The organism is Caulobacter flavus (assembly GCF_003722335.1).
Lineage (GTDB): Bacteria > Pseudomonadota > Alphaproteobacteria > Caulobacterales > Caulobacteraceae > Caulobacter > Caulobacter flavus.
The window spans coordinates 1,199,049-1,211,853 of sequence record NZ_CP026100.1; the positions used below are offsets into that span (position 1 = coordinate 1,199,049).

Sequence of the window (12,805 nt, forward strand, 5' to 3'; positions counted from 1 at the left end):
CCTCTAGCGCCGGCCGCCCCGGCCGTTGCCGCCCTCGACGCCGCCGCGAGCCCGCAGCAGGTCGCCCACCGACGCGCCGTCGATGGTGCAGCGGGCCACCACGCGGTCGTACGAGTGCTTGATCGCCCGGCACTGGAGGTACTGCCGCCAGACCACGTCCTCGAGCATGGTCTTGGCCGCCCGGCCGCCGGCCGCGTGCAGCTCGGGGGCGTAGAAGTCGGCGATGCGCACCTCGATCCAGGTGGCCGGATCGCTGCTTCGTCCCACGCACAGGCTGTCGCCGTCGCCGACATAGCGGACCGGTCCGTCGAAGCGCGCGCCGGGCGCGGGCAGGGCGCCCTCGCAGGGATCGGCCAGCGCCACGGCCGGAGCCGCCAGGAACGCCGCCGCCAGAACCAGTCGCCACCCCGTCATCGAACCCTCCGCCTTGCGCGAGAGGAATCGGTACGCCCTATCGAAGCGGTTGTATTTTCTCACGATTTACTAACTCGAACGCACTACTGCGTCCGTTGGACACCGCGTCGGCCCTTGCTGTCATCCCCGATCTCGCCTTTGTTGCCGCCCTGCTTGTGGAGGGGATCATGGGCTTGAGCGGCGGCTGCCAGTGCGGCGCGGTGCGGTTCCGGGTGGAGGGCGAGCCTGGCCGGGCCTCCATCTGTCATTGCCGGATGTGCCAGAAGGCGTTCGGCGGCCCTTTCGGGGCGCTGGTGACGGTGAACCAGGCTGACCTGACCTGGACCCGCGGCGAGCGCGCGACCTTCCGGAGCTCCGACGCGATCCGCCGCGGCTTCTGCGCCGCCTGCGGCACGCCGCTGACCTACGAATGGAGCGCCGACAAGATCGACCTGGCCGTCTTCGCCTTCGACGATCCGTCGGCGGTGGAGCCTGTCGTCCAATTGGCGATCGATACCCGCCCGGCCTGGATCGAACACCTGGCCGACATGCCGGTGCGCCCGCCGATGGGCGGATCGGCGAGCTCGGTCGTCAGCCGGCAGCATCCGGATCGGGATAGCTGAAGACCCCCTCAGTCGCTTCGCGACAGCTCTCCCAGAGGGGGAGGTGGCCCGGAGGGCCGGAGGGGGTCAGTCCCCCGCCTTCTCTTCCCCGCCCATGAACCCGGGCAGGCTCCAGCCCAGCTTGATGGCGCCCGCCCGCAGGCAGAAGGCCGCCGCGAAGCCGGCGACGCCCGCCGGCCAGAACGGCACGCGCCACCACTGCAGGATCGCGAACACCGCGGCCCCCAGCAGGGCGGCGGTGATGTAGATCTCGCGGCGCAGCAGCAGGTTGGGCTCCTCGGCCAGCACGTCGCGCACCACCCCGCCGAACGCCGTGGTCAGCACGCCCATGATCACCGCGGTGAAGGGATGCACGCCCAGGCTCAGCGCCTTGGCCGTGCCGACCACGGCGTAGGCGGCCATGCCCAGGGCGTCGAGCCACAGCAGCGCCCGAAACCGCCAGCCGCGCTGGCCCAGCAGCCAGATCACCAGCGCCGCCGCCAGGCACGCGAGAATGTAGCCCGGCCGCTGGATCCAGAACACCGGCGCGCCGATCAGCAGGTCGCGCAGCGTGCCGCCGCCGACGCCGGTGATGGCGGCGAAGAAGCCGAAGGTGATGATGTCGTGCTTGCGCCGCGCGGCCGCCAGCGCCCCGGTCGCGCCGAACACGGCGGCGGCGGCGTAGTCGAGCCAGAACAGGGCGGCGGCTAGGGGATCCATGGTCTCTAGACGCCATGCTCCGGCGCCAAGCGCAACCGTTCACGCTTCCGTGGCGCTAACCCTGAATCGTAAATCGCGTCTTCACTTTTCCACCCACCTCGCTACAGGAGCGCGGATGAGCGAAAAGCCCTCGCAGAAACAAGGCTGGTTCCAGCGGCTTACGGCCGGCCTGACCAAGTCCTCCCAGCAGATGACCGAGCAGGTCACCGGCGCCTTCACCAAGAAGCCGCTGGACCAGGAACAGCTCGACGCGCTGGAGGAAATGCTGATCGAGGCGGACCTTGGTCCGCAGATCGCCGCCCGCATCACCGACGCCTTCGGCAAGGCCCGCTTCGGCAAGGCGTCGAGCGACCGCGAGGTCAAGGAAGCCCTGGCCGAGCTGATCACCGCCGAACTGGCCGACCGCGAAGGCCGCTTCGATCCGCTGGACGGCCCCCGCCCCTATGTCGTGCTGTTCATCGGCGTCAACGGCTCGGGCAAGACCACGACGCTGGGCAAGATCGCCGCCGACCTGACCGAGAAGGGCGCCCGCGTCCTGATCGCCGCCGGCGACACCTTCCGCGCCGCCGCCGTCGAGCAGCTGAAGGTGTGGGCCGACCGGGCCGGCGCCGACTTCATGTCCAAGCCCACCGGCAGCGACGCCGCCGCCCTGGCCTTCGAGGCCGTCGAGCGCGCCAAGGCCGAGGGCTACGACGTGGTGCTGATCGACACCGCCGGCCGCCTGCAGAACAAGCAGGGCCTGATGGACGAGCTCCTGAAGGTCATCCGCGTGGTCAAGAAGGTCGACCCGGACTATCCGCACGAGACCCTGCTGGTGCTCGACGCCACCGTCGGCCGCAACGCGCTGGCCCAGGAAAAGGTGTTCGGCAACAGCGTCGGCGTGTCGGGCATCGTCATGACCAAGCTGGACGGCACCGCCCGCGGCGGCGTGCTGATCCCCGTCGCCCGCGCCTCGGACAGCCCGATCAAGTTGATCGGCGTCGGCGAGGGGATCGACGACCTGCAGCCGTTCGACGCGCGCGCCTTCTCGCGCTCGCTGGTCGGCCTGGAGGACTGAAGCGCGTGAGCCAGTCCCCCGACAGCAAGAAGAAGAACGCCTGGGTGCGGACCGCCGTCGACTACGGCGCGCCGATCGCCTTCGCCGTTACCTACTTCGCCACCAAGAACTTCCAGACCGCCACCTGGGTGCTGGTCGCCGCCTCGGCCCTGGCCCTGGCGGTCGGCTACGCGGTCGAGCGGCGAGTGGCCCTGCTGCCGCTGTTCTCGGGCGTGATGGCACTGGTGTTCGGCGTGCTGGGCCTGGTCTTCCACAGCGACGTGTTCGTCAAGATCAAGGTCACCGTCGTCAACGGCGCCTTGGCCGCCTTCATGATCGGCGGGGCGCTGCTGAACCGCGCGCCGCTGAAGGCGCTGATGGGCGAGGCGCTGCACATGTCCGACGCCGCCTGGCGGACCCTGACCCTGCGCTATGGCGGCTATTTTGCGGTGGCCGCCATCGCCAACGAGGTCGTGCGCCTGACCCAGGACACCCCGACCTGGGTGAAGTTCCGCATCGCGCTGCTGCCGCTGGCCCTGGTCTTCTCGCTGACCCAGACGCCCTTCATCATGAAGCACATGGCCAAGCCCGACGACCAGAAGACCCCCGAACCGCCCGACGCCGGGTTCTGACGACCCGCTTTCGCACAGGCCTCGTCCAGAGCCTGTCGAAGGATCCGCCGCCCACGGACCATCTGTCGTCAAACCGACGCGTTAGCGTGCTAGCTGGACGTCCGTCAGCGGAAACGGGGCGGACGACATGGCCAAGCACAAGAGCGAGAAGACCGCGGCGCGCGAAGTCGGGGTGCTGGACCGCTCGCCCAGCCACCTGCTGCACCGGGTGCTGCAGACCGCCCTCGACATCTATGTGGAAGAGACCGGCGCGGGCGGGATCACCCAGCGCCAGTTCGCGGTTCTGGCCGCCGTGGCCCAGCACGAGGGCGTCACCCAGACCGGCCTGGTCAAGGCCACCGGCATCGACCGCTCGACCCTGGCCGACATGGTCGCCCGGATGATCGCCAAGGGTCACCTGGAACGTCAGCGTTCGGAACAGGACGCCCGCGCCAACTCCGTGCGCCTCACCGAGGCCGGACGGCTGATCCTCGAAGAGAGCCTGCCGCGCGTGGCCTCCGCCGACGCCCGCATCCTGTCGCTGCTGAAGGCCGGCAAGCGCGACGGCTTCCTCGACCTGCTGGCCGAGATGGCGGCCGTGGACCTCAGCGCGCCGCGTCCCGAGCCCAAGGCCAAGAAGCCCAAGGCTGAGAAAGCCGACAAGCCGAAGAAGGACAAGAAGACCAAGAAGGACAAGGACGCCAAGAAGGCGGCCTGACCTGTCCCGGCCGCGAAACCTCCGCTGTTTCGCGGCGTTTCCTTCAGCCCCGACCTGAACGGCCCTTCATCGCAGCGCCGGAAAACGGCCGCTCCATGGCCTTTCCCGCGACGCGCGCACAGGGCAAAGGTGGAGGTGAAGGAGTTCGCATGACGCAGACCGCTATGAACCGACGCACTCTGATCGCCGCCGGCGGCGCGGGCCTGATGGCCGCCGCCTTCGGCGCGCCGGCGCTCGCCCAGGAACTGTCGGACGAGGACAAGGCGCTGATCGCCAAGGCCACGACCTATATCCAGAGCCTGTCCAACGCCAAGGGCCGCTTTACCCAGACCGATCCGCGCGGCGTCACCACGCAGGGCACCCTGTGGCTGCAGCGGCCGGGCAAGGCGCGCTTCGAGTACGACGGTCCGGGCGGCTTGCTGGTCGTCAGCAACGGCAATAACGTCAACATCTTCGACAGCCGCCTGAAGACCTTCGAAAGCTATCCGCTGAGCCGCACGCCGCTGGCCCTGCTGCTGGCGCGCGAGGTGCGCCTGGATCGCGGCGTGAAGATCACCAGCGTGCGCAAGCTGGCCGACGGCTTCACGATCGTGGCCCAGGACGCCAAGCGCCAGACCCTGGGCCGGCTGGAAATGAACTTCAGCAACGAACCCGAGCTGATCGGCTGGACCATCAGCGACGTGAAGGGCGGCCAGACGCGCGTGCGCCTGTCGGGGCTCGACAAGGTCGGCGCCATCGATCCGAAGCTGTTCGTGCTGACCGATCCGCGCCGCCGCACGGGCAAGCCGGCCACCGGCTGACATGCGTGCAAGCAGGCCGGTTTGTGACATTCTCACAACATGCAATAGATAAGCTGTTTTTCGCTTGACTAAAAGTTTCGGCGTGGCAGTTTTATCACGCATGGCGATGAGCGCCCGACCCGCTCTTCGCAAACCGTGCCGGATCTATCCCCTCCCGGCGGCGGCATGAGAGACCTGACTTTCGCCCGGACGCTTCGCGCGTCCGGGCGTTTTTCTTTGTGGCGACGCTAAACCGGAGTAGGGGAGCGGCATGCGCCTCCGTATCGCCACCTGGAACGTCAATTCCGTCCGCCTCCGCGCCGAGCAGGCCGCCCGTTTCGTCGACGAGGCCGCTCCCGACGTCCTGTGTATGCAGGAGATCAAGTGCCAGGACGGCGAATTCCCCCGCGAGGCCTTCGAGGCCATGGGTCTGCCGCACATCAAGATCGCCGGCCAGAAGGGCTGGCACGGCGTAGCCATCGCCTCGCGCCTGCCGATCGAGGACACGCCGACCCTGATGAACTGCCGCGAGGGCCATGCCCGCTGCGTGGCGGTGAAGGTGGCCGGCGTCGAGATCCAGAACTTCTACATCCCGGCCGGCGGCGATCTGCCCGACCGCGTCGCCAACCCGAAGTTCGACCACAAGCTCGATTTCTACGAGACCCTGACCGCCGCCCTGAAGCGTCGTGATCCGAAGGCGCCGCTGATCGTCACCGGCGATCTCAACATCGCCCCCGGCGAGAACGACGTCTGGAGCCACCGCCAGATGCTGAAGGTCGTCAGCCACACGCCGGCCGAGCTCGAGGCCTTCGACGCCCTGATCAAGTCGATGGACCTGCTCGACCTGCCGCGCCTGGCTACGCCCGAGCCGGAAAAGCTGTTTTCCTGGTGGAGCTATCGCGCCGCCGACTTCCGCAAGTCCAATCGCGGCCTGCGCCTGGACCACATCCTGGCCAGTCCCGGCCTGCGCGACGCGGCGATCGTCGACGGCAAGGTCTCGGCCCGAGTGCACGACACCGTCCGCGAATGGGAACGTCCCAGCGACCACGCACCGGTGACGGCGGATCTGAAGCTGTAGAAATCATCCCGTCATTCTCGCCCTTGTGGCGGGAAGCCCTAGGTCTGCCTGCACGCGAAGCGCTCGCGGCGTGCCGAGCACGCCGCCCAATCCGCACCTGCAGCTGATAGAGGGGTTCTCGCCACAAGGGCGAGAATGACGGGAGCGGTAGGGGCGCGCTACTCCGCCGCGGGCGGCGCCAGTTCCGGCAGGTCGAACTTCAGCCAGACGGCCTTGTCCTTGAGCGTCGACTTCACCCAGTCGGCGTGCACCGCGCGCTCGGCGTCGGTCGAGCGGAAGGGCAGCGGGCGAGGGCGGGCGCCGTAGCCGCCGGCGCGGGCGGCGCTGACGGCCGTCGCGGCGACCGCATGGGTCAGTTCCAGCGCGCGCTCCTTGCCGCCCTGCAGCTCCAGATAGACCTCGGCCAGCAGGTGGGAGTCGATCAGCGCCCCGTGCTTGTCGCGGCTGTCGAGGCTGATCTTGAAGCGTTTGCAGAGCGCGTCGAGCGAGTTGTACATGCCCGGAAAGCGCTTCTTGGCCATGGCCAGGGTGTCGACCCAGCGCTCTTCGGGCAGCGGCGGGCGGCCGCACTTCTCGAGCTCGAAATTGACGAAGCTGCGGTCGAACGAGGCGTTGTGGGCCACGACGACGCTGTCGCCGACGAACTCCAGGAACTTGTCGGCGATCTCGTGGAACTTCGGCTTGCCGGTCAGGAAGGCGGCCGACAGGCCGTGCACCTTCTCGGCCTCGGCCGGCATGTCGCGCAGCGGGTCGCAATATTCGTGGAACGAACGGCCGGTGGGCATGTAGTCGACCACCTCGATGCAGCCGATTTCGACCAGGCGGTCGCCCGTCTTCGGATCGAAGCCGGTGGTTTCGGTGTCGAGGATGATTTCCCGGGCCATGGCCTTTCAATGGGCCGGTTCGAGTCCGGCATCAAGCTTGGGCGGAGGTTCTCAACAGGGTCAGGATGTCGCGCACCTGGTCCTCGGCCGCCTGCAGGCCCCGGCCGGTATCGACCACGAAGTCGGCGCGGGCGCGCTTTTCGGCGTCGGGCAGCTGGCGGGCCAGGATCGCCTCGAACTTCTCGGGCGTCATGCCAGGGCGAGCCAGCACCCGCTCGCGCTGGACATCTGCCGGCGCGCTGACCACCACCACCTTGTGGACGTTCTTCTGGCCGCCGGTCTCGTAGAGCAGCGGCACGTCCAGTACGACGATGTCGTGGCCGTCGGCCCGCGCCGTCTCGAAGAAGCCGATGCGATGGGCCCCGACCAGCGGGTGGACGATGGCCTCCAGCTTCTCCAGCGCCTCGGGATCGCCGACGACCTGGGCGCTGAGCCGCGCCCTGTCGATCGCGCCGTCGACGACGACGCCGGGAAAGGCCGCCTCGACGGGTCCGACGGCCGCGCCGCCGACGGAATAGAGCGCGTGCACGGCGGCGTCGGAGTCGTAGACCGGCGCGCCCTGGGCCTCGAACATCTTGGCCGTGGTCGACTTGCCCATGCCGATGGAGCCGGTGAGGCCGAGGATGATCACTTCGAAGCTTCTCCCAGATGCGCCAGGGCGACGCCGCGAACGTCGACATCGGCCGGCGGCGCCTGGCCGAAGAACGCCTCGAACGACGGCACGGCCTGCAGCAGCAGCATCTCCAGCCCGTCCACCGTGGCGCGGCCAGCGGCCTGCGCCCGTTGCAGGAACTCTGTGCGCAGCGGCTTGTAGACCATGTCCATGACCACGCAGCCTCGCGGCGTAAGCGTCAGGTCGGCCGGCGGACCGTCGCCGCCGCCAAGGCCCAGCGAGGTGGCGTTGATCACCAGGCCGGCGTCGGCCAGCAGGCCGGGAAGGGCGTCCTCGCCGGCCGCCGTGACCTTGTCGCCAAGGGCGTCGGCGATGGCCTGGGCCTTGGCGACCGTGCGGTTGACGACGCACACCGCCGGCGCGCCGGCCAGCAGCAGGGCCGCCGCCGCGCCGCGCGCCGCGCCGCCGGCGCCGAGGATCACCACCGGCGCGGCCGCAAGGTCGAAATCCGGCGCCTGAGCGGCGATGGCGCCCAGCAGGCCAGGGCCGTCGGTGTTGTCGGCGAAGATCGTGCCGTCTTCGCGAAAGCGCAGCAGGTTGGCGGCCCCGGCCAGGCGGGCCAGGTCACTGGCCTCGTCGGCGCAGGCCAGCGCTCTCTCCTTGAAGGGAATGGTGACGTTGAGACCGCGGATCACCCCGCCCCGGAAGCCGTTCACGAAGGCCTCGAACCGCTCTTCGGGCGGCCCCATCGGCACGTACGCGCCGTCGATCCCGGCGCCGGCCAGCCAGGCGTTGTGCAGCAGCGGGCTCATCGAATGGACGATCGGCTGGCCGCAGACGCCGGCCACCAGGGCCTGGCCGGTGATCTTGAAACTCATGCCTGGAGGGCTCCGTGCAGGCGCAGGAAGTCGAGCAGGCCGGTCATCGGCAGCCCGAGGATGGTGAAATAGTCGCCGTCGATCCGGTCGAACATCTGCAGGCCTTCGCCCTCCAACATGTAGCAGCCCACAGACGACCGGATGTGCTCGCCGTTGCGCTCCAGATAGCCGTCGAGCCAGGCCTCGCTGAACGGGCGCACCGACAGCCTGGCGGTCTCGACGATGCGCCAGATCGGCTGGCCGTCACGGGCTATCACGACGCCGGAATGCAGCTTGTGGACTTCTCCGCGCAGCTCCAGCAGGCGGGTGCGGGCCGCGTCCAGAGTGTCGACCTTGTCGAACAGCCGGCCCTTCAGCTCCAGCGTCTGGTCCGAGCCGATCACGAGACTTCCGGGGCGCTTGTGGGAAACCTTGACCGCCTTCATCTCGGACAGGGCGTCGGCCACGTCGCGCGGGGTGACCTCCTCGGCCAGCAGGCCGGCCTTGGCGGCCTCTTCGTCCACACCCGAAGCCACGGCCTCGAACGGCACGCCGGCGTTCTTGAGGATCGTCTGGCGGGTCCAGCTGGTCGAGGCCAGCACGATGGGGGGAGGGGAGGCGCTCATCCCAGCACCTCGACCTGGCCGCGGCCGCCCGACAGCAGGTTGATGATCGCCGCGGCCGTTTCCTCCACGGAGCGGCGGGTGACGTCGATGATCGGCCAGCCGTTCTTCTCGAACAGGCGGCGGGCGGCGATGATCTCGGCGCGCACGCTGTCAGTGTCGATATAGTCGCTCTCTCTATTCTCCTTGAGCGACAGCAGGCGGTTGCGGCGGATCTGGATCAGCCGCTCGGGCGTGGTCATCAGGCCGACGATCAGGGTGTTCTTCAGCTCGAACAGCTGCTCGGGCGGCGGCCGGCCCGGCACCAGCGGCACGTTGGCGGCGCGTACGCCGCGATGGGCCAGATAGATGCAGGTCGGGGTCTTGGAGGTGCGCGACACGCCCACCAGGATCACGTCGGCCTGGGTCAGGTCCTGGCCGCCCTGCCCGTCGTCGTGGGCGATGGCGTAATCCAGGGCCTCGATCCGGTCGAAATAGTCGTTGTTCAGCGCGTGCTGCGCGCCCACGCGCGTGGAGATCTTGGCCCCCAGATAGCGCGACATGGCGCTCACCACCGGATCCAGCGCCGCGATGCACGGCATGTCGAGCTTGCGGCAGCCTTCCTCGAGCGCGGCGCGCAGGCCCGGATCGATGATGGTGTGCATGACCACGCCAGGCGCCCCGGCGATTTCCTCCAGGGCCCGGTCCAACTGCCGGATGGAACGAACCAGCGCGTAGATGTGTTCGATCGGCAGGATATCGGTGAAGCGTGCACAGACCGCCCGAGCCATGGCGTTCAGGGTCTCGCCCGTCGAGTCCGAAACCAGGTGGATATGGAAGTAGGTCGCGAACCGCGCGGTGTGGCGATCGGCCTCAGGCGACGCACTGTCCTGTGGATCATCCGTTAAGGGTTGCTTTACCACTCTGGGAGCCTTCTGGGGACAAGCGGGCGCCAAATGCGCCCCAGCGCGACGCTGCGCCGCGCCCCTGTGATAAACGGCCTCATTGACGCCGGACAATCCCCAGCTTGAACCTGACCACCGGGACTTGTGCCCGCGCGTTTTCCCGCGCCTGTGGAAAGTCCTAACGGATGGTTAATTCCGCATTCACCATCGTCTGGGTTTCGTAAGGAATCCGATGGGTTGGAAGCTTGTCCACGAAGTTCACAAGGTATGACTCCCATGTGCACCAAGCTGGGGCATACCGAGTAGGGCCTGTTGGAGTTGTCCACCGGGGCGGACTTATCCCCGTGTTGCACTTGCCCTCCCCCTTCTTCCTCTCTTTCTAAGATTCTTATTTTTAAGAAGAATATGAGGGTACGGGATCGCACGGACTTGAGTGGAACGGCTCGCCGGGATTTAACGCCGGGTATGACGAGCGCACCGATCCCGAAGTTTCTCTCCGTGCTGGCCGGCGAGACCGCCCAGAGGCCTCCGGTCTGGTTCATGCGCCAGGCGGGCCGGTATCTCCCCGAGTATCGCGCCGTCCGGGCGACGACGCCGGACTTCATCAGCTTCTGCCTGAACCCGGAAAAGGCCGCCGAGGTCACCCTGCAGCCGCTGCGCCGCTTTCCGTATGACGCCGCCATCGTCTTCGCCGACATCCTGCTGATCCCCGGCGCGCTGGGCCAGAAGGTCTGGTTCGAGGCCGGCGAGGGTCCCAAGCTCGGCGAGCTGCCCGATCTGGACGCCATGGCCGACAAGACCCAGCAGGCCGGCGAGGCCCTGAGGGCCGTCGGCGAGACCCTTTCGCGGGTCCGCGCCGACATCGATCCGTCCAAGGCCCTGATCGGCTTCGCCGGCGCGCCGTGGACGGTGGCGACCTACATGATCGAGGGCGGCTCCAGCGATCGTTCGGGCGCGCGCACCTTCGCCTATCAGCACGCCGACAAGCTGGACCGGCTGATCCAGATCCTGGTCGACGCCACGGTGGATTATCTGGCCATGCAGGCCGCTTCCGGCGCCCAGGCGCTGAAGCTGTTCGAGAGCTGGGCTGAGGGTCTCTCCGAGCCGCTTTTCGAGCGTCTGGTGACCAGGCCCCACATCGCCATCGTCGAAGGCCTTCGGGCGCGCGGCGTGACCGTGCCGCTCATCGGCTTCCCGCGGGGGGCCGGCACACTCGTCGAGGCCTACGCGCAGGCCGTGCCGGTGGACGGCGTGGCGCTGGACACCTCGGCCTCGGCGAAGCTGGGCCAGGCGATCCAGAAGACCAAGACCATCCAGGGCGCGCTCGACCCGCTGCTGCTGCGGGCCGGCGGTCCGGCGCTGGACGAGCGCGTCGACCAGATGCTCGAGCAATGGGGGCAGGGCCCCTATATCTTCAATCTGGGCCACGGCATCCTGCCCGACACGCCGATCGCTCATGTCGAGCAGGTGCTGAAGCGGGTGACTGGCCTGTGAGCGAATTGAAGAGCGGGCGAAAGATCGCCGTCGTCCTGTTCAATCTGGGCGGGCCCGACGGCCAGGCGGCGGTGCGGCCGTTCCTGTTCAACCTGTTTCGCGACCCGGCGATCATCCAGGCGCCGTTCTTCATCCGCTATCCGGTCGCCGCCCTGATCTCCACCACCCGGGCCAAGTCGGCGCGCGCCAACTACGCCCTGATGGGCGGCGGCTCGCCCCTGCTGCCGGAAACGGAGAAACAGGCGCGGGCTCTGGAGGCGGTGCTGGCCCAGCGCCTGCCGGACGACGAGGTCAAGGCCTTCGTCGCCATGCGCTACTGGGATCCGCTGACCGGGCAGACCGCCCGGGCGGTGAAGGCCTGGAAGCCCGACGAGGTCGTGCTGCTGCCGCTCTATCCGCAGTATTCGACGACGACGACGGCGTCGTCGCTGAAGGCGTGGGAGCGCGCCTGGCGCAAGGTCGGCGGGCGCAGGGGGGCGGCTCGCACGACGACCGTGTGTTGCTATCCCACGGCCGACGGTTTCGTGCAGGCGCACGCGGATCTGATCCGCGCCGAATACGCCAAGGCCGGTTCGCCCAGGCCCGCGCGCATCCTTTTCTCGGCTCACGGCCTGCCGGAAAAGGTGATCCTGGCCGGCGATCCCTACCAGCGCCAGGTCGAGGCCACGGCCGCCGCGGTCGCCGAAAGGCTTGGCGACGTCCTGGGCGAGGGCGTCGACTGGAAGATCAGCTACCAGAGCCGCGTCGGCCCGCTGAAATGGATCGGCCCGTCCACCGACGACGAGATCAAGGCCGCGTCCGAGGCCGGCCTGGCGCTGGTCGTCACGCCGATCGCCTTCGTCTCCGAGCACATCGAGACGCTGGTCGAGCTGGACGTCGAATATCGCGAGCTGGCCTACGAGCACGGCGGTTCGATCTACGCCCGCGTGCCGGCCCTTGGCGTCGCGCCCGCGTTCATCGATTGTTTGGGGACTCTCGTCACCGAGGCCCTCGCCGATGCTTCGTCGCTGATCTGCGAAGAAGACCAACCCTGCCCCGGAGCCGCCGCGTGACCGACTTCCTGGTCGAGCATTTCAACCTGATCCGCGGCCTGCACATCCTGGCCGTGATCGCCTGGATGGCGGGGATGCTCTACCTGCCGCGCCTCTACGTCTACCACACCGGGGCCACGCTCGGCTCGGAGATGGACGCCACCTTCAAGGTCATGGAGCGGCGGCTGCTGCGCGGGATCATCAATCCGGCGATGATCGCGGCCCTGGTCTTCGGCCTCTGCCTGATCATGGCGGACGGCGTGATCCGCGGCTGGGACTTCCTGCTGAAGCCCTGGATGCTGGCCAAGCTGGCCGGCGTGTTCTTCCTGTTCGGCTGGCACGGCTTCCTGTCGAAGGCCCGAAAGGCGTTCGAGGCCGGCCAGAACACCCGCTCGGAGAAGTTCTGGCGGGCGACCAACGAGCTGCCCTTCGTGGCGGCGATCGTCATCGTGCTGTCGGTGACGACCAAGTACCTGAACTAG

At 68.3% G+C, this 12,805-nt stretch carries 16 protein-coding genes; 9 read left to right on the forward strand and 7 right to left on the reverse strand.

What is annotated here, in order from left to right:
• Window positions 1–3: 3 nt before the first annotated feature.
• A complete protein-coding gene (locus C1707_RS05710; protein WP_101713200.1) occupies window positions 4–414 on the reverse strand; it encodes a thermonuclease family protein in 411 nt (136 codons plus the stop codon).
• A gap of 167 nt (window positions 415–581) precedes the next feature.
• On the opposite strand from C1707_RS05710, the gene C1707_RS05715 reads away from it, so the two are divergent.
• Window positions 582–1,016, forward strand: a complete 435-nt coding sequence (locus C1707_RS05715; RefSeq protein ID WP_101713199.1) for a GFA family protein — start codon at window positions 582–584, stop codon at window positions 1,014–1,016.
• A 66-nt stretch (window positions 1,017–1,082) separates the two neighbouring features.
• On the opposite strand, the gene C1707_RS05720 is transcribed toward C1707_RS05715, so the two are convergent.
• Window positions 1,083–1,715 carry a trimeric intracellular cation channel family protein gene (locus C1707_RS05720; protein WP_101713198.1) on the reverse strand — a complete coding sequence of 211 codons (633 nt, stop codon included), beginning with the start codon at window positions 1,713–1,715 and terminating at the stop codon, window positions 1,083–1,085.
• 115 nt (window positions 1,716–1,830) lie between these two features.
• On the opposite strand from C1707_RS05720, the gene ftsY reads away from it, so the two are divergent.
• The 5 genes from ftsY (at window position 1,831) to xth (ending at window position 5,937) form a co-directional block, all read left to right on the forward strand.
• On the forward strand, window positions 1,831–2,772 hold the full coding sequence (gene ftsY, locus C1707_RS05725) for a signal recognition particle-docking protein FtsY (RefSeq protein ID WP_101713197.1): 942 nt from the start codon (window positions 1,831–1,833) through the stop codon (window positions 2,770–2,772).
• The gene (locus tag C1707_RS05730) at window positions 2,769–3,383 is read left to right on the forward strand and encodes an inner membrane-spanning protein YciB (protein ID WP_164467481.1); all 615 of its coding nucleotides are present in this window, start codon (window positions 2,769–2,771) and stop codon (window positions 3,381–3,383) included. Before ftsY ends, C1707_RS05730 begins: the two co-directional genes overlap by 4 nt.
• 127 nt (window positions 3,384–3,510) lie before the next feature.
• Entirely contained in the window at window positions 3,511–4,080 is a 570-nt protein-coding gene (locus C1707_RS05735; protein ID WP_101713196.1) for a MarR family winged helix-turn-helix transcriptional regulator, read from the forward strand.
• A 149-nt stretch (window positions 4,081–4,229) separates the two neighbouring features.
• Window positions 4,230–4,880, forward strand: a complete 651-nt coding sequence (locus C1707_RS05740; protein ID WP_101713195.1) for an outer-membrane lipoprotein carrier protein LolA — start codon at window positions 4,230–4,232, stop codon at window positions 4,878–4,880.
• 250 nt (window positions 4,881–5,130) lie between these two features.
• Window positions 5,131–5,937, forward strand: coding sequence for an exodeoxyribonuclease III (gene xth, locus C1707_RS05745; protein WP_101713194.1), 807 nt, complete (start codon window positions 5,131–5,133; stop codon window positions 5,935–5,937).
• Between the two features lie 158 nt (window positions 5,938–6,095).
• On the opposite strand, the gene dnaQ is transcribed toward xth, so the two are convergent.
• From dnaQ to C1707_RS05770, 5 genes are read right to left on the reverse strand one after another with little or no spacing between them, the layout of a single operon-like run.
• Window positions 6,096–6,821, reverse strand: coding sequence for a DNA polymerase III subunit epsilon (gene dnaQ / locus C1707_RS05750; protein ID WP_101713193.1), 726 nt, complete (start codon window positions 6,819–6,821; stop codon window positions 6,096–6,098).
• A gap of 31 nt (window positions 6,822–6,852) precedes the next feature.
• A complete protein-coding gene (coaE, locus tag C1707_RS05755; protein WP_101713192.1) occupies window positions 6,853–7,452 on the reverse strand; it encodes a dephospho-CoA kinase in 600 nt (199 codons plus the stop codon).
• Complete coding sequence (aroE, locus tag C1707_RS05760; protein ID WP_101713191.1) at window positions 7,449–8,312, reverse strand: shikimate dehydrogenase; 864 nt, start codon at window positions 8,310–8,312, stop codon at window positions 7,449–7,451. The genes coaE and aroE overlap by 4 nt, the downstream gene beginning before the upstream one ends.
• Window positions 8,309–8,917, reverse strand: a complete 609-nt coding sequence (locus C1707_RS05765) for a Maf family protein (RefSeq protein ID WP_101713190.1) — start codon at window positions 8,915–8,917, stop codon at window positions 8,309–8,311. Before C1707_RS05765 ends, aroE begins: the two co-directional genes overlap by 4 nt.
• Window positions 8,914–9,816, reverse strand: a complete 903-nt coding sequence (locus tag C1707_RS05770) for a pyruvate, water dikinase regulatory protein (RefSeq protein WP_101713189.1) — start codon at window positions 9,814–9,816, stop codon at window positions 8,914–8,916. Before C1707_RS05770 ends, C1707_RS05765 begins: the two co-directional genes overlap by 4 nt.
• Window positions 9,817–10,263: 447 nt before the next feature.
• On the opposite strand from C1707_RS05770, the gene hemE reads away from it, so the two are divergent.
• From hemE to C1707_RS05785, 3 genes are read left to right on the forward strand one after another with little or no spacing between them, the layout of a single operon-like run.
• Window positions 10,264–11,292 carry a uroporphyrinogen decarboxylase gene (gene hemE, locus C1707_RS05775; protein ID WP_101713188.1) on the forward strand — a complete coding sequence of 343 codons (1,029 nt, stop codon included), beginning with the start codon at window positions 10,264–10,266 and terminating at the stop codon, window positions 11,290–11,292.
• 5 nt (window positions 11,293–11,297) lie between these two features.
• Window positions 11,298–12,344 carry a ferrochelatase gene (gene hemH, locus C1707_RS05780; protein WP_338032111.1) on the forward strand — a complete coding sequence of 349 codons (1,047 nt, stop codon included), beginning with the start codon at window positions 11,298–11,300 and terminating at the stop codon, window positions 12,342–12,344.
• Window positions 12,305–12,805, forward strand: a complete 501-nt coding sequence (locus C1707_RS05785; protein WP_276310662.1) for a CopD family protein — start codon at window positions 12,305–12,307, stop codon at window positions 12,803–12,805. Before hemH ends, C1707_RS05785 begins: the two co-directional genes overlap by 40 nt.

Bases quoted from the DNA above. Each gene is read 5' to 3' on its own strand.
- hemE (WP_101713188.1), top strand. From the start codon at position 10,264: ATGACGAGCGCACCGATCCCGAAGTTTCTCTCCGTGCTGGCCGGCGAG.
- C1707_RS05710 (WP_101713200.1), bottom strand. From the start codon at position 414: ATGACGGGGTGGCGACTGGTTCTGGCGGCGGCGTTCCTGGCGGCTCCG.
- C1707_RS05740 (WP_101713195.1), top strand. From the start codon at position 4,230: ATGACGCAGACCGCTATGAACCGACGCACTCTGATCGCCGCCGGCGGC.
- ftsY (WP_101713197.1), top strand. From the start codon at position 1,831: ATGAGCGAAAAGCCCTCGCAGAAACAAGGCTGGTTCCAGCGGCTTACG.
- C1707_RS05765 (WP_101713190.1), bottom strand. From the start codon at position 8,917: ATGAGCGCCTCCCCTCCCCCCATCGTGCTGGCCTCGACCAGCTGGACC.
- xth (WP_101713194.1), top strand. From the start codon at position 5,131: ATGCGCCTCCGTATCGCCACCTGGAACGTCAATTCCGTCCGCCTCCGC.
- C1707_RS05735 (WP_101713196.1), top strand. From the start codon at position 3,511: ATGGCCAAGCACAAGAGCGAGAAGACCGCGGCGCGCGAAGTCGGGGTG.
- aroE (WP_101713191.1), bottom strand. From the start codon at position 8,312: ATGAGTTTCAAGATCACCGGCCAGGCCCTGGTGGCCGGCGTCTGCGGC.
- C1707_RS05720 (WP_101713198.1), bottom strand. From the start codon at position 1,715: ATGGATCCCCTAGCCGCCGCCCTGTTCTGGCTCGACTACGCCGCCGCC.
- dnaQ (WP_101713193.1), bottom strand. From the start codon at position 6,821: ATGGCCCGGGAAATCATCCTCGACACCGAAACCACCGGCTTCGATCCG.
- C1707_RS05715 (WP_101713199.1), top strand. From the start codon at position 582: ATGGGCTTGAGCGGCGGCTGCCAGTGCGGCGCGGTGCGGTTCCGGGTG.